This window comes from Pseudoflavonifractor sp. MSJ-30 (assembly GCF_018918045.1).
Lineage (GTDB): Bacteria > Bacillota > Clostridia > Oscillospirales > Oscillospiraceae > Faecousia.
Map to the genome: position 1 here is coordinate 1 of NZ_JAHLPU010000030.1, position 21,639 is coordinate 21,639.

Annotated in this window: 19 protein-coding genes and 1 tRNA gene; 18 read left to right on the forward strand and 2 right to left on the reverse strand. The window is 57.0% G+C overall.

Annotation, left to right across the window (positions count from 1 at the left end):
- Window position 1: 1 nt before the first annotated feature.
- The 18 genes from KQI10_RS04705 (at window position 2) to leuB (ending at window position 19,620) form a co-directional block, all read left to right on the forward strand.
- A tRNA-Asp gene (locus KQI10_RS04705) sits at window positions 2-78 on the forward strand.
- Between the two features lie 53 nt (window positions 79-131).
- Window positions 132-1,025, forward strand: coding sequence for a TIGR01212 family radical SAM protein (locus KQI10_RS04710; protein WP_216566258.1), 894 nt, complete (start codon window positions 132-134; stop codon window positions 1,023-1,025).
- 83 nt (window positions 1,026-1,108) lie between these two features.
- A complete protein-coding gene (locus tag KQI10_RS04715; protein WP_216566259.1) occupies window positions 1,109-2,428 on the forward strand; it encodes an MFS transporter in 1,320 nt (439 codons plus the stop codon).
- A 37-nt stretch (window positions 2,429-2,465) separates the two neighbouring features.
- Entirely contained in the window at window positions 2,466-3,311 is an 846-nt protein-coding gene (locus KQI10_RS04720) for a glycerophosphodiester phosphodiesterase family protein (protein ID WP_216566260.1), read from the forward strand.
- Window positions 3,312-3,576: 265 nt separating this feature from the next.
- Window positions 3,577-3,993, forward strand: coding sequence for a hypothetical protein (locus KQI10_RS04725; protein WP_216566261.1), 417 nt, complete (start codon window positions 3,577-3,579; stop codon window positions 3,991-3,993).
- 1 nt (window position 3,994) lies between these two features.
- Window positions 3,995-5,179, forward strand: coding sequence for a VWA-like domain-containing protein (locus tag KQI10_RS04730; RefSeq protein ID WP_216566262.1), 1,185 nt, complete (start codon window positions 3,995-3,997; stop codon window positions 5,177-5,179).
- A 397-nt stretch (window positions 5,180-5,576) separates the two neighbouring features.
- The gene (locus KQI10_RS04735) at window positions 5,577-7,082 is read left to right on the forward strand and encodes an AAA family ATPase (protein WP_216566263.1); all 1,506 of its coding nucleotides are present in this window, start codon (window positions 5,577-5,579) and stop codon (window positions 7,080-7,082) included.
- A 223-nt stretch (window positions 7,083-7,305) separates the two neighbouring features.
- Window positions 7,306-7,698, forward strand: coding sequence for a cytidine deaminase (locus KQI10_RS04740; RefSeq protein WP_216566264.1), 393 nt, complete (start codon window positions 7,306-7,308; stop codon window positions 7,696-7,698).
- 23 nt (window positions 7,699-7,721) lie between these two features.
- Window positions 7,722-8,495 (forward strand): WecB/TagA/CpsF family glycosyltransferase, encoded by a 774-nt coding sequence (locus tag KQI10_RS04745; protein ID WP_371818356.1) that lies wholly within the window; start codon window positions 7,722-7,724, stop codon window positions 8,493-8,495.
- Between the two features lie 3 nt (window positions 8,496-8,498).
- Window positions 8,499-9,683, forward strand: coding sequence for a glycosyltransferase (locus KQI10_RS04750; protein WP_216566266.1), 1,185 nt, complete (start codon window positions 8,499-8,501; stop codon window positions 9,681-9,683).
- Window positions 9,680-10,798, forward strand: coding sequence for a glycosyltransferase family 4 protein (locus KQI10_RS04755; RefSeq protein ID WP_216566267.1), 1,119 nt, complete (start codon window positions 9,680-9,682; stop codon window positions 10,796-10,798). Before KQI10_RS04750 ends, KQI10_RS04755 begins: the two co-directional genes overlap by 4 nt.
- Window positions 10,791-11,960: a glycosyltransferase gene (locus tag KQI10_RS04760; protein WP_216566268.1), complete on the forward strand. Its 1,170-nt coding sequence runs from the start codon at window positions 10,791-10,793 to the stop codon at window positions 11,958-11,960. The genes KQI10_RS04755 and KQI10_RS04760 overlap by 8 nt, the downstream gene beginning before the upstream one ends.
- Before the next feature lie 84 nt (window positions 11,961-12,044).
- Entirely contained in the window at window positions 12,045-13,694 is a 1,650-nt protein-coding gene (locus KQI10_RS04765; RefSeq protein ID WP_216566269.1) for an alpha-glucosidase, read from the forward strand.
- A 16-nt stretch (window positions 13,695-13,710) separates the two neighbouring features.
- Window positions 13,711-14,697: a capsular polysaccharide synthesis protein gene (locus tag KQI10_RS04770; RefSeq protein ID WP_216566270.1), complete on the forward strand. Its 987-nt coding sequence runs from the start codon at window positions 13,711-13,713 to the stop codon at window positions 14,695-14,697.
- A 413-nt stretch (window positions 14,698-15,110) separates the two neighbouring features.
- Entirely contained in the window at window positions 15,111-16,775 is a 1,665-nt protein-coding gene (locus KQI10_RS04775) for a 2-isopropylmalate synthase (RefSeq protein WP_216566271.1), read from the forward strand.
- 13 nt (window positions 16,776-16,788) lie between these two features.
- Window positions 16,789-18,051 (forward strand): 3-isopropylmalate dehydratase large subunit, encoded by a 1,263-nt coding sequence (gene leuC, locus KQI10_RS04780; protein ID WP_216566272.1) that lies wholly within the window; start codon window positions 16,789-16,791, stop codon window positions 18,049-18,051.
- A 1-nt stretch (window position 18,052) separates the two neighbouring features.
- A complete protein-coding gene (gene leuD, locus KQI10_RS04785; protein WP_216566273.1) occupies window positions 18,053-18,538 on the forward strand; it encodes a 3-isopropylmalate dehydratase small subunit in 486 nt (161 codons plus the stop codon).
- A 2-nt stretch (window positions 18,539-18,540) separates the two neighbouring features.
- Window positions 18,541-19,620: a 3-isopropylmalate dehydrogenase gene (gene leuB, locus KQI10_RS04790; protein ID WP_216566274.1), complete on the forward strand. Its 1,080-nt coding sequence runs from the start codon at window positions 18,541-18,543 to the stop codon at window positions 19,618-19,620.
- Between the two features lie 4 nt (window positions 19,621-19,624).
- On the opposite strand, the gene KQI10_RS04795 is transcribed toward leuB, so the two are convergent.
- Both KQI10_RS04795 and KQI10_RS04800 read right to left on the reverse strand, forming a co-directional pair.
- Window positions 19,625-20,029, reverse strand: coding sequence for a helix-turn-helix domain-containing protein (locus KQI10_RS04795; RefSeq protein ID WP_216566275.1), 405 nt, complete (start codon window positions 20,027-20,029; stop codon window positions 19,625-19,627).
- Window positions 20,030-20,038: 9 nt separating this feature from the next.
- The gene (locus KQI10_RS04800; RefSeq protein ID WP_216566276.1) at window positions 20,039-21,217 is read right to left on the reverse strand and encodes an aldo/keto reductase; all 1,179 of its coding nucleotides are present in this window, start codon (window positions 21,215-21,217) and stop codon (window positions 20,039-20,041) included.
- Window positions 21,218-21,639: the final 422 nt, after the last annotated feature.

Here is a 21,639-nt window from a genome sequence, read left to right on the forward strand (position 1 = left end):
TGGCCCGGTGGTGCAGTCGGTTAGCACGCCAGCCTGTCACGCTGGAGGTCGACGGTTCGAGTCCGTTCCGGGTCGCCAATCCCGCAGATGATTTCATCTGCGGGATTTTTTCATACACAGGAGGTCTTTCCATGCGCACCGCCAATCAATACTACCGGCAGCGTTTCGGCTGCAAGGTCTATAAGCTGTCTCTGGACGGCGGCTTCACCTGCCCCAACCGGGATGGGAGACTGGGCATCGGCGGATGCCGGTTCTGCTCCGGCGCGGGCAGCGGAGAGTTCGCTTCCGCTGGGAAAGGCGTGGCGGACCAGCTTGCCCGGGCGAAGAAGTGGGTGGAGAAAAAATGCGCCGGCGGAAAATACATCGCCTATTTCCAGTCCTTTACCAATACCTATGCCCCTGTTGAGCGGATGGAAACCATGTTCCGGGCGGCGATGGAACCGGAGGATATCGTTGGTCTGGCAATCGCTACCCGGCCGGACTGTCTGCCGGAGGAAACCGTTGCTCTGCTTGCCCGGCTGGCTCGGGAAAAATATGTCAGCGTGGAATTGGGGCTGCAGACGGTCCATAATGATACTGCCCGGGCTATGAACCGCTGCTACGATACGGATGTGTATTTCGACGCCGTGAGGCGGCTCCGCAATGCGGGCCTTGAAGTCGTGACCCATCTCATTCTGGGTTTGCCCGGAGAGTCGAGGGAGGCTATGGTGGAGTCCGCCAGACAGGTGGCGGCAGCGGGGACGGACGGGGTCAAGTTTCATCTGCTGCATGTCATGGCGGACGCGCCTCTGGCGGAGGACTATGCAGCGGGAACATTCCGCTGCCTGGAATTGGAGGAATACGGCGAAATTCTGGCAGAATGCCTGCGGCAGTTCCCGGACACAGCTGTGGTACATCGGATCACCGGGGACGGGGCACGGCGGGGACTGATCGCGCCGATGTGGTCGCTGGACAAAAAGCGGGTACTGAATTATTTGAACGACTTGCTCTCCGGCTATGGACTTTTGGATCAAAGAGGTTTATAATGAAATTGTACAAACAAGGAAGGGCTGGACGGCCGCTTTTTGTGAAAGCAGTCCGGCAGCTTTCCGAATAGGGAGGACGATCCATGAAACTCGATACCAAGCGTACCGTTCTGGTGGGCTTCGCATTCCTGTCCATCTGTGCCTTCTGGCAGATGTATGACAATCTGGTTCCCCTGATCCTGACGAATACCTTTCACCTGAACGAGACCGTCTCCGGCGCCATCATGGCGGCAGATAATGTGCTGGCCCTGTTCCTGCTGCCCCTGTTCGGCGGCTTGTCCGACAAATGCACTTCCCGTTTGGGACGCCGCAGACCCTTTATCCTATTTGGTACCATTGCGGCCATCTGCCTGATGCTGATGCTGCCTTTGTTCGCCGACAGCTACCATGCGGTACCCTCCGGCGGCAAGATCGCCCTGTTCATCTGCGTGCTGGGCCTGCTTCTGGTGGCTATGGGTACTTACCGCAGCCCCGCCGTGGCACTGATGCCGGATATTACCCCCAAGCCCCTGCGCTCCAAGGCCAACGCCATTATCAATCTCATGGGCGCTGTGGGCGGCATCCTGTATCTGCTGATCACCACCTTCCTGTACCACGTCAAGAGCGAGACGTATGTCAGCTTCTTCCCCCTGTTTGCGATTGTGGCGGGCATCATGGCGGCGGCTTTGGCCGTGGTCATGTTCTTCGTCAATGAGCCGGAGCTGGTGAAAAAGCAGCAGGAATACGAAAGCAAACATCCGGAAGACAATTTGACCCGGCACACCGCCCAGGGCGATACCCTGCCCGCGGAAGTGAAGAAGAGCCTGACGTTTCTGCTGGTGTCCATCAGCCTGTGGTTTGTGGGCTATAACGGCGTTTCCACCTGGTTCTCCGTGTATGCCGAGAACATCTGGGGTATGAGTCTGGGTCAGGCCAATACCTGCCTGACCATCGCCACCGGCGGCGCGATCCTCAGCTACATCCCCATCGGCACCGTTGCCAGCCATATCGGCCGCCGGAAGACCATCCGCTTCGGCACTTTGCTGCTCTCCGGCAGCTTCCTGACCGCCTTCCTGCTGACGATTGTTCTGGATGGCTTCAGCCCCGTGCTGTATATCCTGTTCCTGCTGGTGGGCCTGGCCTGGGCCTCCATCAATGTCAACAGTCTGCCGATGGTCGTCGAAATGTGCAAGGGCAGCGAGGTGGGGAAGTTTACGGGCCTTTACTACACCTTCTCCATGTCCGCCCAGATCGTGACCCCCATTGTGGCGGGCTGGCTTCTGCGGAATGTCAGCTATCGGTCTCTGTTCCCCTATGCCGCCATTTTCGTATTCGCGTCCTTCATCACCATGGGCTTCGTCCGTCACGGCGACAACAGGGTCCCAGCGAAAAAGGGCCTGGAAGCCTATGACGTAGAGGACTGATAAAGCAATCCAATTCAGAAAGGAAAGCGAAAGAATAATGTTTGTTTTGATCGTTTTGATTCTCGTTTTGATGGTTCTGCATGTGTTCTGTCTGCGGGGCCGGAAGGGTCAGCCCGGCATGGAGGTGCTGCGGAGCTGGTACTATGCCCACCGGGGCCTCCACGATGCGGAGAAGCCCGAAAACAGCATGGCGGCCTACAAGGCCGCTCTGGACAAAGGCTACGGCATCGAGTTCGATGTGCATCTGCTGAAGGACGGGACCCTTGCTGTCATGCACGACTCCGATCTGAAGCGCACTACCGGACAGGAGGGCTTTATTGAGGATCTGACCGCGGAGGATCTGTGCAAGTACCATTTGGGCGGCACGGATCAGGTCATCCCTACCTTCCGGGAGGTGCTGGACCTGTTTGACGGACAGGCACCGCTGATCATCGAGCTGAAGACCCGGAACGGCAACGCAGACGCCCTGACCGAGGCCGTCTGCCGGGTTTTGAAGAACTATGTGGGACCCTACTGCGTGGAGTCCTTTGATCCCCGGTGTATCCGGTATCTGCGCAGGCACTATCCCCAGATCATCCGGGGACAGCTGGCGGAGGATGCCGTGAAACGGGACAAGAGCCTCTCCTGGCCTGTGCGCTTCATGTGCAGTTACTATCTGGAGAACTTCCTGACAGTGCCGGACTTTATTGCCTACCGATTTGAGGACCGGGAAACTGCCAGCAACGCCATCTGCCGCCGGGTCTGGGGCATCCAGGGAGTCAGCTGGACCATCCGTACCCCGGAGGACTTCAAGACCGCCGTGCGGGAGGGCTGGATTCCCATTTTCGAGAATTTCGACCCCAAGGCGCTGGGGCTGGATAAGCAACTGGAGAAGCAGAACTGAATTGTTCATAATTTCGCCCAATTTTGTTTTCAATTCCGCTATTTGCCGTTCAAAATCTCAGGATACTCTAATACCAGAAAGGTTGCGGAAGCCGTGAGCCGCTCCCTTTCCATTACGTAGATCCTCTTTTCTACCTCTCTTCTTTCTATTCCTTTTGCAGAAGGCCCCCGCTGCCCCCAAAGCAGCGGGGGTTTTCCTGCGTATTTCACCCTTGCAAGCTGCCGCCCCCGCAGGTATAATAAGGAGAAAAAGGAGGCGGGGCGTTATGTGGAGGGAATCGGAATCGGAAGTTGTGCGGCTGGAAAAGGTGCTGGCCCATAACGGCCTGACAGGGGATGCCCTTATGGAAAAATTCCGTACCGCTTCCCGGGAAAGCGTCCGGCTGGCGGCGGCGCTGCGGGGGTATTTCACCCCGGACTGCGCAGACAAGGTTCAACGGAACGCTTACGGGGAATACCTCCGCAGCCGGGTACGGCCCACAGCGGCGGCGCTGATGGAGGAGAACCGGGTAAAGGATTTGGAGCAATTCGAGGGGGAAACGTTTTTTTCACAACCCCTTGTGGATGAATTTTTGAAGCAGGCCATGGAGTTGGACCGGCCGGAGATTATCGTCTGGCTGCTGCAGTGCAAGAAGCAGCGTTACGGCTTCCCGGACCGGGATTTTTCCTGGCAGGAGAAGTGATATGGAATCGCTGAACGACAAGATATTAACAGCCTGCCGCACGGAGCTGTGCGGACTGTATCCGGGACTGAACGGAGCCTTTGCCATGCTGCCGCAAAAAGACGGACAGGCAATGGCTACGGATGGGCAGGCCATCTACGCACCCGCGGATTTGCCGCGGATGTATGCCGAAAGCCCGGCAGGGGTCCGGCGGGGCTATCTGCATATGCTGCTGCACTGCCTGTTCCTGCACATCCGCCTGCCAGACAGGGCAGATCCTGAGGATTGGGGACTGGCATGCGATCTGTGGACGGAAAAGTTCATCGAAGACCTGCAGCAGCCCCGGCTCCATACGGAAAATCCGGCGAGGGATCAGGTGCTGCCGAAGATCGGCGGAACCCCCTGGCAGATCATGAAGCAGCTGCCGGAATTTGACCGGGAAACGCTGAAAAAAGCGGCGGTTTTTGATGACCACAGTCTTTGGATGCCCGACATCCCGGAACCTCTCGCAAAGAAATGGGAAGGCCTGTCCGGCGGGGGCGACGCGCTGGGCCGGGGCAATCGGGGCCGCGCCGGAGGCGACGGCGAGGAGAAGCCGGGAGATTTGCGGGACCCGCTTTTTGACTTCCGACGGTATCTGCGCCGGTTTACCGTCCCCCGGGAGGAACTGGAAACCGATGAGGACAGCTTTGACTACATGTTTTATAACCTGGGGATAGAACGCTATGGCAATATGCCGCTTCTGGAGCCGCTGGAATACAAAGAAGTTCGCCGTCTGGATGCCCTGGCCATTGCCATCGATACCTCAGCTTCCTGCGATGCCGCCCTGGTACGGCGGTTTTTGGAAGAAGTTTATGGTATCTTCAGCAGCCAGGGGAATTTTTTCCGAAAGATGCAGGTGGTGTTTTTCCAGTGTGACTGCTGTCTGCAGGACAAGACGGTGATTACCGATCGGGAGCAGTGGCTGGACTATGGGAGGAATATAAAAATCAAGGGCAGAGGCGGTACGGACTATACCCCGGTTTTTCGGGAAATTCAGGCCATGCGGGACCGGGGCGAGCTGAAGAAGCCCAGAGCCCTGCTCTATTTTACAGACGGAGACGGTTACTATCCCCATGCGCCGGACTATGAGACGGTATTTGTGTTGGCAGGCCCCAAAAAGCACCCGGAACTGGTGCCAAAGTGGGCGAAAATGCTGTGCATTTAGTCCACCTCTGGTTGTTGCGCTAATTGTAGGGGCAGGTGTGTTTCGTTTTCCCTGTCCGCTCTGGAGACGTACCTGCGGGGCGATGAGGGCATCGGCCCATCGGGTAAAATTTTGACCATCCACGATGAGCGGTAGCTACAAGCCCGGTAAGCTACGCAGGTACAGGCTTCGTTGGTTCTGAGGCCGGAAGAATTCTCAAGGGAGGGCGGTGCGTCGCGCAGCGAATCTAATCTAACGATTGCCGGTGGCAATCGCTCTATGAAATTATCGGCTTTCTGGCAGCGCCTCCTTAAGCCGCATTCTTGCGGAGCTTCTTGGCGGGACAAGAAGCTCCCCGCCGGAGGCACCCAGCTGAAATACGGACAAGGGCTGCTCCAGAAGAAAAAAGGTGAATTATATGAACATCCAACAGGCAAAGCAAGAGATCCTGAATACCCTCCGGGCGTACCTGCAAAAAGACGCTCAGGGGGAATACTGCTTCCCCATGGTGCGGCAGCGGCCGCTGCTGCTTATGGGGCCTCCCGGTGTCGGGAAGACCGCCGTTGTGGAGCAGGCAGCCCGGGAGACCGGGATCCCGCTGGTGGCCTATACCATGACCCACCATACCCGCCAGAGTGCTGTGGGCCTGCCCAAAATCGCCGAGCGGGACTACTGCGGGCTGCATTTCTCCGTGACGGAATACACCATGAGCGAGATCATCGGCGCGGTGTACGAGGCCATGGACCGGACGGGAAAGCGGGAGGGCATCCTCTTTTTGGACGAGATCAACTGCGTCTCTGAGACATTGGCGCCCACCATGCTGCAATTTTTGCAGAACAAGACCTTCGGCAACCACCGCTTGCCGGAGGGGTGGGTCATCATCGCGGCGGGCAATCCGCCGGAGTACAACAAGTCTGTCCGGGATTTTGACATTGTGACCCTGGACCGTATCCGCAATATCCCGGTGGAAGCGTCTGTGGAAGCCTTCCTGTCCTACGGCACGGAGCGGAAGCTCCACGGGGCGGTGCTCTCCTATCTGGCATTGAAGCCGGAGAATTTCTACCATGTGAGCCGGGATGAGAACAGTCTCCGTTATGTCACCGCCCGGGGCTGGGAGGACCTGTCCAGATTGCTGCAAAGCTATGAAAGCCTGGGCTTCCCGGTGGACGAAGATCTCATGGGGGAATTCCTGAATCTGGAAAAGACCAGCCGGGATTTCGGGGACTACTACCGGCTCTATGCCAAGTATGGCCGGGATTACGGCGTCCGGGAAATCCTCGCCGGGGAAGCGGATGAAGCGCTGCTTGCCGACCGGCAGGCCATGGCCCGGGCCGGGGACTTTACGGAACGGTTTGCTCTGGTGAATCTGGTTCTGGAACAGCTGCGCAGATATGCCGCCGCCTATACCGGGGCGGACGCCCGGACAGTGGCCCTGCATGAGACGCTGCAGACCCTTTTTCGGCAGACTGCCGGCGCGGAAGACTTTTTGAAATCCCGCCGGGCGGCTCTGGAGACCAAGCAGCAGTTCCGTCTGGAGGACGCGGATGCGCTTTCCGGGCAGGAGCAAGTGCTGCGGACACTGGAGCGCTGGTGTCTGGAGGCAAAGGAGGCCCATCGGGGAGAAGGGACGGCGCTTGAGGTATTCCTGAAGGAGCGCTTTGAAGAACAGTTGAAGGACAGAAAAAAGGAGATTATCCGCACCGCCGGGGCTATTGACCGGGCCATTGCTTTTCTGAGCGCCTGCTTCGGCGATGGCCAGGAGCTGACCCTGCTGATCACAGGCATGACGGGCTGCAAGGAGCTTATGGCCTTTATTGCCCGCCATGGCAGCGACAGTTATCTGCAATTGAGCGGGCGGCTCCAATGCCAGAAAAACGAAGAGACCCTGCGCCAGCTGTGCCGCCAGGCACAAAACCGGCAGTAGCTTTTTGTATTTGGACGTGGTATACTGGTAAAACTGAAACAGTTTTTTCCTACAGCAGCTGGTTTGTGCCAAAGTTTCGCTTTTTGTGTTTCGGACTGTAGCCCCGTCTGTCCATCAGCTGGGTGCCTCCGGCGGGGAGCTTTCTTGGCGGGACAAGAAAGGAGCCCCCGGAGGGGCCCGGCCAACGGGCGGACAGCGTAAAAGACAAAAAGGAGCACCCATTATGGAACCCATCTGGAATGAACTATATACTGCCGCTAAAGCGGTTTTGAAACCCCGGGAGGTTTCCCGGCTGGTGGAGGCGGGAGGTGTGGCGGCGGCAATTGAATCCGCCTCCGGAAAAATCTATACCGGCGTCTGCGTGGATACTGCCTGTACGCTTGGCATCTGCGCCGAGCGGAACGCAATTTTCCATATGCTGACCTGCGGCGAGAATGCCATCCGGCGGGTCATCGCCATTGACCGGCATGGTAATGCGCTCCCTCCCTGTGGGGCTTGCCGGGAACTGATGTCCCAGCTTATGCCGGACAATTACCGGAATATCGAGATCATGCTGGACTATGACGCTGGGAAGGCAGTCACTCTGGGCCAGCTGACACCGGAATGGTGGATTTGAAGAAAAATTTGGAGGAATACCCCGTGGAACAGAGCTTTACCCATCAGGTGGATAAGAAGGCCATCCCCACCTGCCCCATTCTGGGCGTGAACATCGCGGCCATCGATATGCCCTGGCTGCTGGCCTTTACGGAGAAGCACTTGGGTGCGCTGTCCGGGGACTATATCTGTGTGTCCAATGTCCATACCACTGTCACCGCCTGGAAGGACGAGGCTTACCGGACCGTTCAGAATGGCGGCATCCTTGCCATCCCAGACGGCGGCCCCCTGTCCAGTACCGGCAGGAAACGGGGCTATGAAAGCATGCGCCGGGTCACGGGGCCGGACTATATGCTGAAAGCCATCGAACTGGGCCTTTCCAGAGGCTGGCGGCACTATTTCTATGGCAGCACACCGGAGACTCTGGAGAAAATGGAGAAGACACTGCGGGAAAGATACCCCGATATTCAGATCGCCGGAACCTATTCGCCGCCCTTCCGTGCCTTAAGTCCGGAAGAGGACGGGGAAATCGTGGAGAAAATCAATAGGACCGCCCCGGATTTTGTCTGGGTTGGTCTGGGGGCCCCCAAGCAGGAAATCTGGATGCGGGCACATCAGGGAAAACTCCATGGCCTCATGGTAGGTGTGGGCGCGGCCTTTGACTATACTGCGGGGAACATCAGCCGTGCTCCACAGTGGATGCAGAAGCACAATCTGGAATGGCTGTACCGCCTGATGCAGGACCCCAAACGGCTGTTCAAGCGCTACTTTGTGACGAACACCACCTATATCATTCAGGCAGACCTGCGGGGGAAGTGACCAATGAACATTCTCATCGTCCACAACCATTATCAGATTCCCGGGGGCGAGGATCAGGTGGCCGCCCAGGAGGCGGAGCTGCTGCGGGCCCATGGCCATAAGGTCATTACCTATTATCGGGACAACAGCGAGCTGAAGGATTTTTCCCTCGGGCAGAAGATTCTGCTGCCCTTTCGGACCATCTACAATCCCAGAACCTGTCGGGAAATCCGAAAATGCATCCGGGAGAACAAAATCGACGTGGTGCATGTCCATAATACGCTGATGCTGGTGTCCCCGGCTGTGTATTACGCGGCGAGGAAGGAAAAAGTGCCGGTGGTGCAGACCATCCACAATTTCCGCCTGCTGTGCCCGGGAGCCACCTTCTACCGGGACAATCAGGTCTGCGAGGACTGCCTGAAGAGGGGGCTGGGCTGCGCCCTGAAGCATAAATGCTACCGGGGGAGCTTCGCCCAGACCCTTTGCTGTGTGCTGTCCATGAAGGTCCACAGGGCTGCGGGAATTTACAAAAGGCTGACTTATATCTGCCTGACGGAATTCAACAGGAAGAAGCTGCTGGGGCTAAAGGGCCTGACGCCGGAACAGATTTTTGTGAAGCCCAATGCCGTCTCCGCCCCGGAGGCGCTGATGCCGGAGCTGGAACGGCAGGACCGGTTCCTGTTCGCCGCCCGCCTGGAGGAGATGAAGGGTATCCGGGTGCTGCTGGAGGCATGGCGGCTGTTGGGGGCCAACGGCCCGGAGCTGCTGATCTGCGGCAGCGGCCCTCTGGACGAATGGAGCCGAAAATTTGCCGCGGACAACAAAATGACCAACGTCCGCTTCCTGGGCAGGCTCCCCAATGATCAGGTTCGCAGACTCATGGCTACCAGCCGGGCGCTGATTTTGCCAACCCAATGGTATGAGGGGTTTCCTCTGTCCATTGCGGAAAGTTACTCTATGGGTACGCCGGTGCTGGTTTCCAACCTGGGCAACGGAGGCAGCCTGATAAAGCAAGGCGTTACGGGACTGAAATTCGACCCCAAATCTCCACAGAGCATTGCCAAAGCTGTGGAAAAAATGGAAGCCGGGAAAAACGTCAACTGGGAGGAAAACACACGCTGGGTGTATGACCAGGCGTTGACGCCGGAGAAAAACTACGCCGCGCTGATGGAAATTTATGCGGCAGCAAAGGAGCGGGTACGGAAATGAAGCACATTCTGATCATCAGCAATATTCCTGCCCCTTACCGGGTCGCTCAGTTCCGCTGCCTGCGGGAGACCTTCCCGGATTGGAGGGTTTCCGTGCTCTATACGGGCAAATCCGAGGCGGACCGCGCCTGGACCTCTGGCGGGGAAGGAAAGGATACCTATTTCCTGAATTCCCGGATTCTCAGCGTCAAGGGCGGCGAGGTAGGCGGTACGGCCACCCGCTTTGTACACCTGCCAAGAGGGCTTACAAAAAAGCTGAACGAATTGCGGCCGGACGTGGTGATCGCTTCCGAATACAATCTCTCCGCGGTACAGGCCCTGTTCTGGGCCAAGGCGCATAGGATCCCCTATGTGAACATGACGGACGGCACCCTCCACTCGGAAAGCTATATCGGCTTTGCCCAGAAGCTGACGAGAAGACTGATCGTCAGCGGGGCGGACAGCTATCTGGCCAGCGGCAGCCGTGCGGCGGACAAGCTGCTCCATTGGGGCGCGGAGGAGGACCGCATCGCCATCGCCTATCTGACGGTGGATACGGCCCCGTTTCTGAAGCTCAGCAGGCAGCCGGAGGACGGGCGGCTGCTGTATGTAGGCCGTATTTCCCGGGAAAAGGGGCTGGATCTGCTGGTGCGGGCACTGGGGCAGATGAAGCGGAAGTGTGTCCTGCGTGTCGCCGGAAATGACGTGGGCGGCGAGCAGGCGAATATTGAAGCCCTGGCGGAAAGTCTGGGCGTGGCGGACCGTATTGTGTGGCTGGGCTACCGGGAAGGGGAGGCCCTTTGGGAGGAATACCGGAGAGCCGCCGTGCTGGCGGTGCCTTCCCGGTCGGACTGCTTCGGCCTGATTCTGGTGGAGGCCGCCTGCGCGGGACTGCCTGTGGCGGCGTCCTGCTATGCGGACGGGGCTTATGATGTGCTTACCTCCGGCGTCAACGGCCGCATCGCGGATCCGGAGGATCCGGCGGCCTTTGCCGCCTGTTTGGACGGCATGCTGGCAAAGCCTATGGATGCCGAAAAGCAGCGTAACGCCACGGCGGAAAAATTCAGCTTCCGGGCCGGGGCGGCAGGGTTCGCCCGGGCGGTGGAGCTGGCGGAAAGGGCGGTAAAGCATGGCTGATATTCCAATTGTTGTGGTTGCCTACAACCGCATTGACTCTCTGAAACGGATTCTGGGTTCCCTGCTGAAGGCCGAATACCCCATGCCGGCGAAGCTCATCATCAGCATCGACCGGGGAGACAACGCCAACGTGCTGTCCTTTGCGGAAGCGTTTTCCTGGCCCTTTGGGGAAAAGCAGGTGATTTATCAGGAAAAAAACCTGGGCCTTAAGGCCCACATCCTGAAATGCGGAAAGCTGACCCAACAGCATGACGGCATTATCCTTCTGGAGGACGATCTCTATGTATCCCCGGACTTCTACCGCTATGCCCAGGAGTGCTATGCCTTCGTACTGGGCAAGAACAGGATCGCCGGGGTGGCTCTCTACAACCACCGCCTGAGCCAGCTGACGGAGAAGGTATTTGAGCCGCTGGACGATGGCTTTGACAACTGGTATTTCCAGTACGCCTGCTCCTGGGGTCAGCTGTGGACCAGAGAACAGTGGGCAGCCTTTCAGATCTGGCTGGAACAGAACGGGGATTACGATTTTGCCGCAAGTCCCAGAATTCCGGCCCATATCAAGGGCTGGGGAAAGAATTCCTGGCTGAAATACCACATTGCCTACACAATTGAAGAAAACAAACTCTTCCTCTATCCGAGAATTGCCCGCACTACCTGTTTTTCCGATGCGGGGGTGAATTTCTCCTACAAAATGAACTGGTTTCAGGTGCCCCTGATGCAGGGGGGCAGGGGAAGACCCCTGTGCCTGTCCGAGCCGGAGCAGTCCAGGGCCGTGTACGACGCCTGGATGGAAAATCTGTGGCTGCGCAAGGCGCTGAACCGGGATAGCCTGTGTATAGATCTCTATGGCTCCAAAGAGCATTTTGAAGGGAAAAAGTATCTTTTGTCCTCCGCTCCGGTGGAAAATGCCCGGGTGGTGGAGCGCTTTGGCCGGGAGATGCGGCCCCAGGAATGGAATGTTCTGGAAAAGGTCCCCGGGGATCGGATCCGGCTTTATGAGCTGACGCCTTCCTCCCGGAAACAGCCCATTTCCAAGGCTGACCGGAAGGAAGACGCGGAATACTTCATCCGGGGTATCAGCTACCCCTATAAAAAGACGATTTTTGCCATGTTTACACAGGAAACGGTCGCAAAGCTTCGGAAAAAGCTGCATTTTGGGTGAAAATAAGGGCGCGCCAGACACGGCGCGCCCTTGACGTATTCCGGGGAAAACGATATAATACTATGGAAAAAGGGGGTATTTGTGATGGAACAAACCCAATGGTATAAAAATTCGGTATTTTATCAGATCTGGCCCCGCAGTTTCCGGGACGGAAACGGGGACGGTATGGGCGATCTGTACGGAGTGCTCCAAAAGCTGGACTACATTAAAAGTCTGGGCTGTGACGGCATCTGGTTTTCGCCCCTGTATCCATCCCCCGGCGCGGACTGCGGCTATGATATTTCCGACTATATGAACATCGATCCGCAGTTTGGCGGCATGGAGGCTTTCAAAGCGGTGCTGGAGGGGGCCCACAGCCGGGGCATGAAGGTCATTATGGATCTGGTGGTGAACCACACCAGCGATGAGCACGAGTGGTTCCAGAAGAGCCGCCGCCGCATCGAGCCCTATACGGATTACTATATCTGGCGTCCCGGGAAGAAAAACGGGAAGCTGCCCAACAACTGGGACTCCCATTTTGAGGGCAAGGCCTGGACCTATGACGAGGTGCGCAAGGAATACTATATGCACCTGTTCGCTGTGAAGCAGCCGGATCTGAATATGGACAATCCTCTGGTCCGGGAAGAGGTCAAGAAGATCATGCGCTTCTGGCTGGATATGGGCGTGGACGGCTTCCGGGAGGACGTCATCACATTCATTTCCAAGAAGAAGGGCCTGCCCAGCGACCATCTGCTGCCGGTGTACAAGGGCATCTTTATGTACAACCATGGCCCCAGAATCCATGAATTCCTGACGGAATTTCAGAATGATGTGCTTTTGAACTATGACTGCATGACTCTGGCCGAGGCCCCCATGGTCACGCCCGGAATCGCCCTGAAATACATCCGGGAGGGCAAGGGGCAGGAATTCAGCATGATGATCCAGAACGAGACCATGTGCGCCGATTGCTTCTTCCAGGACTATTTTCCCAGAAAATTCTCTCTGCGCAGGCTGAAAAAGGCATTCCGGAACTGGCAGGAGAAGCTGGACGGCAAGGGCTGGAACATGCTCTTCCTGGAAAACCACGACCACCTCAGAATTATTTCCCGCTACGGCAACCCGGAGTACCGGGAGGCCAGCGGCAAGATGCTGGCGGCCATGTACCTGTTCCAGAAGGGCACGCCCTTTGTCTACCAGGGGCAGGAAATCGGCATGGTGAACTGGCATCCCGGGGACCCGGAGATGTACGAGGATGTGGCCACTCGCTACTATTATGCCCACCACAATCAGAAGGCCAGCCCCAGGGCCAGACTTCACAAGCTCTGGCGCTGTTCCCGGGATTCCTCCCGGACGCTGATGCAATGGGACGCCACGGCAAACGGCGGCTTCACCACTGGAAAACCGTGGTTTTATGTAAATGATAATTACAAGGAAATCAATGTGGCCCGGCAGGATGGGGACAGGGATTCCATCCTGAACTTCTACCGTCTGGCCATCGGCCTGCGCAAGCGTCTGTCCTGCGTCCGCTGGGGTAAGTATCGGGAGTACTCCAAAGGCTCCGGATGGCTGTACCAGTACTCCATGCAGGACGACCGGCAGAGAATCCTGGTCGTCTGCTCCTTCAGTGATCAGACAAAAAAATACAAAGCCCCGGACGGCTTCTATCTGGATACCGGCAAACTGCTCCTGTGCAATTACAGCGACCCGGATCCGGCGGTGCTGAAGCCCTATGAGACGCGGGTGTATCTGTGGTAGAATGGAGAGAACGGAAATGAGAGATTCCATAGGATTAACGGAAGCGGATTACAAACGGCTGAAAATCAAGCAGAAGGTCGGCAATCTGCTCAATGCAAAGCTTATGAAGCCTACCTATATCGCAAAATTCGGCCGGGAGCGGACGGAGCGCCTTTGCGCGGTCAGGGCGGACCGCCTCCGCTGGATGGACGAGTGCAACGATATCCTTTCGGAGGATTTTGCGGACTTTTTCAAAAGCTATACCTTTACGCCTCCGGAGCGGCCGAAGGATGACCGGAAGCGCATCTGGGTCTGCTGGCTCCAGGGCGAGGAGCATATGCCGGACGTGGTGAAGCTCTGCATCCGGTCCCTGCGGAAGAATGCGCCGGAGGGCGTGGAGGTCGTGGTCCTTACCGGAGCCAATATCGGCTCCTATGCGGAATTCCCGGATTATGTTTATCGAAACCTGAGATCCGGCAGACTGACCCTGACCCACTTTTCGGACCTTCTGCGGATGCAGCTGCTCCAGAGATACGGCGGGCTGTGGGTGGATTCCACGGTGTTCGTCAGCGCTCCGATCCCGCGGGAATATCTGGATATGGAGCTCTACAGCATCCAGATGCACGGCAAGGCAGAGCGGGACGTAAACCCCTATTACGGCGGGCTTACCTCCTTCCTGCTGGCCGGGAGCACAAACTGCATGCTCTATGACTTCTGCTACCGCTTCTTTCTGGAGTATCAGAAGAAGTACGGCCATCTGATGGATGTGCACCCCATCAACCTGTGCTTCCGCATGGCCTACGACCGCTTCCCGGAAATGCGGGAGGCCATCGATGCCATCGGCGTCAATAATACTCAGGTCTATACCCTCTTTGACTATACCTCCGCACCCTATGAGGAAGCGCAGTGGAAAAAGCTGACTGACGGCCAGATCTTCCACAAGCTGAACTGGAGAAAGAACTATGCGGGAACCGTGGATGGAAAAATGACTATGTACGGCTATATGTGCAGTCTGATGGAGTGACCGTTACAGGAAAACAAAAAACCGCCGTAGAACGACAAAATGCTTGACAATCGGCGCAGGCGGTGCTATAATCCCGTCCATAGGATAAACGCACGGATGAGGAGAAAGCGCTTCGGGAGCCGAATGCAGAGAGTTGGCGGGTGGTGCGAGCCAATGCAGGTGGAAGCGTATACTGGCCTCGGAGCGGCCTTGCTGAAGGAAAAGTAGGCAGGACGGGGGACGCCCGTTACAGTGTCACGCGATTGTTGGATCGCGGTGAGTGGCCCGTTTTTCGGGCAAGAAGAGTGGTACCGCAGAGTTTTACGCCCTGTCTCTTTCGTTGGAAAGAGACAGGGCGTTTTTTACGTCCGGTTCCGAAGCCATCCCCATTCACAAAATCCAATTTTCTATAAAAGCATAAAGGATGAGAAAACATGGATGTAACAAAGTATTCTGTGGGCTATTTTCCCGCCCCGGGAGAGCACCTGAAGTGGGCCGGGAAGGACCACATCGAAAAGGCGCCCCAGTGGTGCAGCGTAGACCTGCGGGATGGAAATCAGAGTCTGGTGATTCCAATGAATCTGGAGGAAAAGCTGGATTTCTATGAAATGCTTCTGAAAATCGGCTTTAAGGAGATCGAGGTGGGATTCCCGGCAGCCTCCGAGACGGAATATACCTTCCTTCGGACATTGATCGAACAGAACAGGATTCCCAAGGATGTGACGGTACAGGTGCTGACCCAGTGCCGGGAGCACATTATCCGCAGGACCTTTGAGGCCTGCAAGGGCGCGCCCAGTGCCATTATCCACTTCTATAATTCTACATCGGTCGCCCAGCGGGAGCAGGTGTTCAGAAAATCGAAAGAGGAGATCAAGCAGATCGCGGTGGAGGGCGCGAAGCTCGTAAAGAAGCTGGCGGCGGAATACGAGGGGAATTTCCGTTTCGAGTATTCACCGGAGAGCTTCACGGGTACGGAGCCGGAATATGCGCTGGAGGTCTGCAACGCTGTACTGGATGTGCTGGAGCCCAGTGAAACCAACAATGTTATCATCAACCTTCCGGTAACGGTGGAGATGAGCCTGCCCCATGTGTACGCCAGTCAGGTGGAGTATATGTGTGAAAATCTGAAATACCGGGAACACGTCGCCGTCTCCCTGCACCCCCACAATGACCGGGGCACCGGCGTGGCGGATACGGAACTGGGTCTTCTGGCAGGAGCCGACCGGGTAGAGGGAACCCTCTTCGGCAACGGCGAGCGGACGGGCAACGTGGATGTGGTGACATTGGCCATGAATCTGTATTCCCACGGTGTTGACCCCCGGCTGAACTTTGACAATCTGCCTGCCATTGTGGAAGTATACGAGCGCTGCACCAGAATGCACGTTTATGAGCGCAGTCCTTACGCCGGGGCGCTGGTTTTTGCCGCCTTCTCCGGCAGCCATCAGGATGCCATTGCCAAGGGCATGGACTGGCGCCGGGAGAAGGGGCTGCACCAGTGGACCGTGCCCTATATTCCCATCGACCCCAGGGATATCAGCCGCACTTACGATGCCGATGTGATCCGTGTCAATTCCCAGAGCGGCAAGGGCGGCATCAGCTACCTTTTGGAGCATGCCCACGGCTATGTGCTGCCCGCAAAAATGCGGGAGCATTTCGGCTACCTCTGCAAGGATATCTCCGACCATGAGCACCGGGAGCTGAAGACAGACGATGTACTGCGGGTGTTTACGCTGAGCTATCTGAATATCAACGCGCCGATTTGTGTGCGGAACGCGCGCTTTGAGCCAATGGCCGGAGGCGCAGGCTGTGACGTGACCTTTGTAAAGGACGGTATTACGGCCCAGCTGCACCAGACGGGCAACGGCAGCCTGGATGCGTTCAGCAATGCGTTGAAGGACTACACCGGCGTGGACTATACCCTGAAGGTTTATACGGAGCACAGTCTGCAGCAAAAGAACTCCGGCTCCACCGCCGCCGCCTATGTGGGCATTGAAACCGGGGACGGCACCATGCACTGGGGTGCGGGCAGCGATACGGACATTACAAAGGCCAGCATCCACGCGCTCCTGAGCGCTTTCAATAACTTCATTACGGAATAAGGAGAAAAGCAATATGGCAATGACGCTGACCCAAAAAATTCTGGCAGCCCACGCGGGGCTGCCGGAGGTAAGTGCCGGACAACTGATCCAGGCGCGGCTGAACATCGTTCTGGGCAACGATATTACCACCCCTGTGGCGGTGAATGAATTCAAAAAGGCGGGCTTTGACGGAATTTATGACAAGGACAAGGTGGTGATCGTTCTGGATCACTTTGTGCCCAATAAGGACATCAAGGCCGCCGAGCAGTCCAAGACCTGCCGGGAGTTTGCCTGCGAGCACTGCGTCAGCCATTTCTATGACGTGGGGAAAATGGGCATTGAGCACGCTTTGCTTCCCGAGCAGGGCATTGTTACCGCCGGAGACTGCATCATCGGCGCGGACAGCCACACCTGTACCTACGGTGCGCTGGGCGCCTTTTCCACCGGCGTTGGCAGCACGGATATGGCCGCCGGAATGGCGACGGGCAAAGCCTGGTTCAAGGTGCCCTCTGCCATTTGCTTCCATCTGACAGGGTCTTTGAAGCCAAATGTCAGCGGCAAGGATGTGATTCTGACCATTATTGGCATGATCGGGGTGGACGGGGCGCTTTACAAGAGCATGGAGTTCACCGGTCCGGGCGTAGCCGCGCTCAGCATGGATGACCGGCTGTGCATCTGCAATATGGCCATTGAGGCCGGTGCGAAGAACGGCATTTTCCCTGTGGACGAGAGGACGCTGGACTATCTGAAGGGCAGGGCCGAGCGGGAGCCTGTTATCTATGCTGCCGATGAGAACGCTCCCTATGAAAAGACCATCGAGATCGACCTGTCTTCTATTGAGCCAACCGTAGCCTGCCCCCATCTTCCGGAAAACACCCGCCCGACCAGGGAACTGGGGAACATCAGGATCGATCAGGTGGTCATCGGTTCCTGCACCAACGGCCGCATGGAGGATATGGAGACCGCCTACCGTATATTGAAGGGAAAACAGGTGGCAAAGGGCGTCCGCTGCATTATCATTCCGGCGACCATGGCTATCTACCGGGAGTGCATTGTCCGGGGTTATACAACGGCCTTTGTGGATGCGGGCGCGGTGGTATCCACGCCCACCTGCGGCCCCTGTCTGGGTGGCTATATGGGCATTCTGGCAGAGGGCGAACGGTGTGTCGCCACGACCAACCGGAATTTTGTCGGCCGTATGGGCCATGTGAAGAGCGAGGTGTATCTGGCAAGCCCGGCCACTGCCGCCGCCAGCGCCCTGACCGGCTGCATTACCTGCCCGAAGGAGGAAAACTGAGATGCAAACAAAAGGAACTGTTTACAAATACCCGGACAATGTGGATACGGATGTGATTATTCCCGCCCGGTACTTAAATACTCCCGATGCCAGAGAGCTGGCAAAGCACTGCATGGAGGACATCGACCCGGAGTATGTCCATAAAGTCAGATCCGGGGATGTGATGGTGGCGGGCTGGAACTTTGGCTGCGGCTCATCCCGGGAGCATGCCCCGCTGGTCATCAGGACCTGCGGCACAGGCTGCGTCATTGCCAAAAGTTTTGCCAGAATTTTCTATCGGAACGCCATCAATATTGGCTTGCCTATCCTGGAGTGTGAACAGGCGGCGGAGGAAATTCAGGCCGGGGATCAGGTCCATGTGGATTTTGATACCGGCGTGATCACCGACGAAACCACCGGAAAGCGGTACCGGGCAGAACCCTTCCCGGAGTTTATTCAGAAGATCATCCGCGCCGGCGGGCTGCTGGCATCCCTGAAGGAGGACTGACCATGGAGAAGAACATTGCTCTGATCCGGGGTGACGGCATCGGCCCGGAAATCGTGAACCAGGCGGTTCTCGTATTGGACCGCGCGGCGGAGATTTACGGCCACAGTTTTCACTATTCGGATGTGGATATGGGCGGCAACGCCATAGACAAATGGGGCGAGCCGCTGCCGGAGGCACAGCTTCAGAAGTGCCTGAATTCTGACAGCGTACTTCTGGGAGCGGTTGGCGGCCCAAAGTGGAACGATGTGCCCGGCCCTATGCGCCCGGAAAAGGGACTGCTGAAGCTCCGGGCCGCCATGGAGGTCTACAGCAACAACCGACCCGCCAAAATCTGGCCCCAGCTGGCGGACGCCTCTCCCTTAAAGCCTGAAATCGTCGCCAGAGGCATTGATTTTATGATCGTTCGGGAGCTTACCGGCGGCATTTATTTCGGAACCCATGAGACAAAGCAGACGGATGGGCAGACGGTGGCGACCGATATTCTGACCTACAGCGAGACGGAGATCCGCCGCATTGGCCGCATTGGCTTCGAAACGGCAAGAAAGCGCGGAAAAAAGCTCTCCTCCGTAGAGAAGAGCAATGTGCTGGATTCCAGCCGCCTGTGGAGAAAGATCATGCACGAGCTTTCTGAGGAGTACCCGGATGTGGAACTGACGGATATGCTGGTGGACAACTGCGCCATGCAGATCGTGAAAGATCCCAGCCAGTTTGACGTGATTGTTACGGAGAATATGTTCGGCGACATCCTGTCCGATGAGGCATCCATGATCACCGGCTCCATCGGCACCATTCCCTCTTCCAGCCTGGGCGGCACCACCCGGGGGCTTTATGAGCCAATCCATGGCTCCGCACCGGATATTGCGGGTATGGATATTGCGAACCCCATCGGAACCATTCTGGCGGCTGCTATGATGCTGCGCTACAGCTTCGATATGGCGAAAGAGGCAGATTCCATTGAAAAAGCAGTCTCCGACACGCTGGACGCGGGCTTCCGTACGGCGGATATCCTGCCGCCCAGCGGCGATTTGCGAAAAATCGGCTGCCGGCAGATGGGCGCGGAAATCTGCCGGCGGGTGCGTTGACGGTTTACCGACTGGCCCTTTTCTTCCATTTGGGGCCAAGCAGGGAGTCCACCAGCTGTTCGACCTCTGTTTTTTCACCGTTCAGGATCCGCAGAACGTCACTTTTCTGGTCATCGTTTGCGGTCCGGAAAAGCTTGATGAGCTTTTTTTCGGAAGCGGATAATTTTAGGGTGCCTGCCTCGTTTTTTGAGGCGGGTTTTTCGCCCTTTTCGGCGTTCAGCAGGGACGCCTGGGTCACGCCGACAGCCTTGGCGATGGCTTTTAATGCCGCCTGGGGCAGTTCCTTTTCGCCGCGCTCGGCTTTGCCGATATCGGATGCCGTCAGGCCAACGGCATCGGCCAATGCAGCCTGTGTCAGCTTGGCGCCGGTACGGGCCTGACGAATCAATTCTCCCGTTTTCTTTCCCATGGCGTCACCTTAGTAATGCATGATGTGGGGGAGCACTGCCTTGCCGATCTTGTAGGGCACGCCCTCCATGGCTTTTCTGGCGTTTTTCAGCTCCTGGCGGATGGGCAGATGCTGGGGGCAGTGCTGCTCACATTTGCCGCAGCCGATGCAGTTGGCGGGGCCGGTGTAGTCCTTCCGGACGCCGGTGATCATAAAGTATTCTGTCAGGGATTTGAGATAGCCGTCAGTGGCCCGGCGGTTGTAAGCGGCGAAGATTCCGGGAATGTCCACGCCTCTGGGGCAGGGCATGCAGTACCGACAGCCGGTGCAGCCCACCTTCATGTTCTCATTGATGGCTGCCACGACCTTGGCCAGTACCTGCCGGTCTGCCTCCGACAGCATACCGGGATGGCTCCTGTCCGCCGTTTCCAGATTCTCCCGCACCATGTCCAGGGAATTCATGCCGGAGAGCACGCAGGTGACTTCTTTTTGATCCCACAGCCAGTCAAAGGCCCATTGGGCGGGGGTGCGCCGGATTTCGGCATGCTCCATGACCTTTTTTGCCGCATGGGGCAGACCGTTTGTCAGCCGTCCGCCCCGCAGGGGCTCCATGATGACCACGGGCAACCCCTTTTCCGCGGCTTTGCGCAGCCCGGTAACGCCTGCCTGGGAGTTTTCGTCCAGGTAGTTGTACTGAATCTGACAGAAATCCCAGTCGTAGACGTTCAGAAGAGAGCAGAACATATCGGAATTGCCGTGATAGGAAAAGCCCACCTGCCGGATCTGGCCGGACTGCTTCTTTTCCGCCAGCCATTCCATAATGCCGAGATCGCACAGCCGCTGCCAGGTTTTGGTATCCGTCAGCATGTGCATCAGGTAATAGTCCACATGGTCGGTACGCAGGCGGCGCAGCTCTTCCTGAAAATAGGATTCCATGCTGTCCGGCTTTTTAATCAGATAATGGGGCAGCTTGGTGGCGATGTTCACCTTGTCCCGCAGCTGGTTCCGCTCCAGAATTTCCCCCAGGGCAGCCTCGCTGCCGGGGTAGACATAGGCGGTGTCATAATAATTCACGCCGCCCCGGCAGGCCTCAAGAATTTCCTGCTCGGCCTTTTTCACATCCACCTTTCCGGCGGTCTGGGTAAAGCGCATACAGCCATATCCCAGCACGGAAATGGGATTTCCGTAACGGTCCGTACGATATTGCATAGGCGGTGCCTCCTGATAGCTTGATTTTCTCTCATTATACTGTTTCCCATGGAAAAACGCAATGGAAAACCACCGCGGCAGGGGCGGCAAAGCAATTGTTTGCCGGAGTCCTGTTATCCGATAGAGACGGAAGGGTCCATCGAGGAGAAAAAGGACAAAAGAAAACCAGAAGCCGGAAACGGGAACAGGTTCCGGCCCGGGGGCAAAACGGAGGGCGCGGGAGGGGGAACCCCAATATTTCTCTTGAATGAGGCTTTTTCGGTTTGACAAGTGGCAAACCTGCTAAAATTCCAGCTTGCTATTTGTATGTTTTGCTATAAAATCCATCTGTCCGTAACAGAAAATACATATTTTGCAATTTGACGAAAAAACGATTGAAATCTGTACCGCTTTCGTGTATAATGTCACTGTTCGGGTGTCAC

What these genes read in the sequence shown, in the direction of transcription:
- KQI10_RS04765 (WP_216566269.1), top strand. Translation starts at nt 12,045, where the DNA reads ATGGAACAAACCCAATGGTATAAAAATTCGGTATTTTATCAGATCTGG.
- KQI10_RS04730 (WP_216566262.1), top strand. Translation starts at nt 3,995, where the DNA reads ATGGAATCGCTGAACGACAAGATATTAACAGCCTGCCGCACGGAGCTG.
- KQI10_RS04800 (WP_216566276.1), bottom strand. Translation starts at nt 21,217, where the DNA reads ATGCAATATCGTACGGACCGTTACGGAAATCCCATTTCCGTGCTGGGA.
- KQI10_RS04775 (WP_216566271.1), top strand. Translation starts at nt 15,111, where the DNA reads ATGGATGTAACAAAGTATTCTGTGGGCTATTTTCCCGCCCCGGGAGAG.
- KQI10_RS04735 (WP_216566263.1), top strand. Translation starts at nt 5,577, where the DNA reads ATGAACATCCAACAGGCAAAGCAAGAGATCCTGAATACCCTCCGGGCG.
- leuD (WP_216566273.1), top strand. Translation starts at nt 18,053, where the DNA reads ATGCAAACAAAAGGAACTGTTTACAAATACCCGGACAATGTGGATACG.
- leuB (WP_216566274.1), top strand. Translation starts at nt 18,541, where the DNA reads ATGGAGAAGAACATTGCTCTGATCCGGGGTGACGGCATCGGCCCGGAA.
- KQI10_RS04795 (WP_216566275.1), bottom strand. Translation starts at nt 20,029, where the DNA reads ATGGGAAAGAAAACGGGAGAATTGATTCGTCAGGCCCGTACCGGCGCC.
- KQI10_RS04725 (WP_216566261.1), top strand. Translation starts at nt 3,577, where the DNA reads ATGTGGAGGGAATCGGAATCGGAAGTTGTGCGGCTGGAAAAGGTGCTG.
- KQI10_RS04750 (WP_216566266.1), top strand. Translation starts at nt 8,499, where the DNA reads ATGAACATTCTCATCGTCCACAACCATTATCAGATTCCCGGGGGCGAG.
- KQI10_RS04710 (WP_216566258.1), top strand. Translation starts at nt 132, where the DNA reads ATGCGCACCGCCAATCAATACTACCGGCAGCGTTTCGGCTGCAAGGTC.
- KQI10_RS04755 (WP_216566267.1), top strand. Translation starts at nt 9,680, where the DNA reads ATGAAGCACATTCTGATCATCAGCAATATTCCTGCCCCTTACCGGGTC.
- KQI10_RS04715 (WP_216566259.1), top strand. Translation starts at nt 1,109, where the DNA reads ATGAAACTCGATACCAAGCGTACCGTTCTGGTGGGCTTCGCATTCCTG.
- KQI10_RS04740 (WP_216566264.1), top strand. Translation starts at nt 7,306, where the DNA reads ATGGAACCCATCTGGAATGAACTATATACTGCCGCTAAAGCGGTTTTG.
- KQI10_RS04770 (WP_216566270.1), top strand. Translation starts at nt 13,711, where the DNA reads ATGAGAGATTCCATAGGATTAACGGAAGCGGATTACAAACGGCTGAAA.
- leuC (WP_216566272.1), top strand. Translation starts at nt 16,789, where the DNA reads ATGGCAATGACGCTGACCCAAAAAATTCTGGCAGCCCACGCGGGGCTG.
- KQI10_RS04720 (WP_216566260.1), top strand. Translation starts at nt 2,466, where the DNA reads ATGTTTGTTTTGATCGTTTTGATTCTCGTTTTGATGGTTCTGCATGTG.
- KQI10_RS04760 (WP_216566268.1), top strand. Translation starts at nt 10,791, where the DNA reads ATGGCTGATATTCCAATTGTTGTGGTTGCCTACAACCGCATTGACTCT.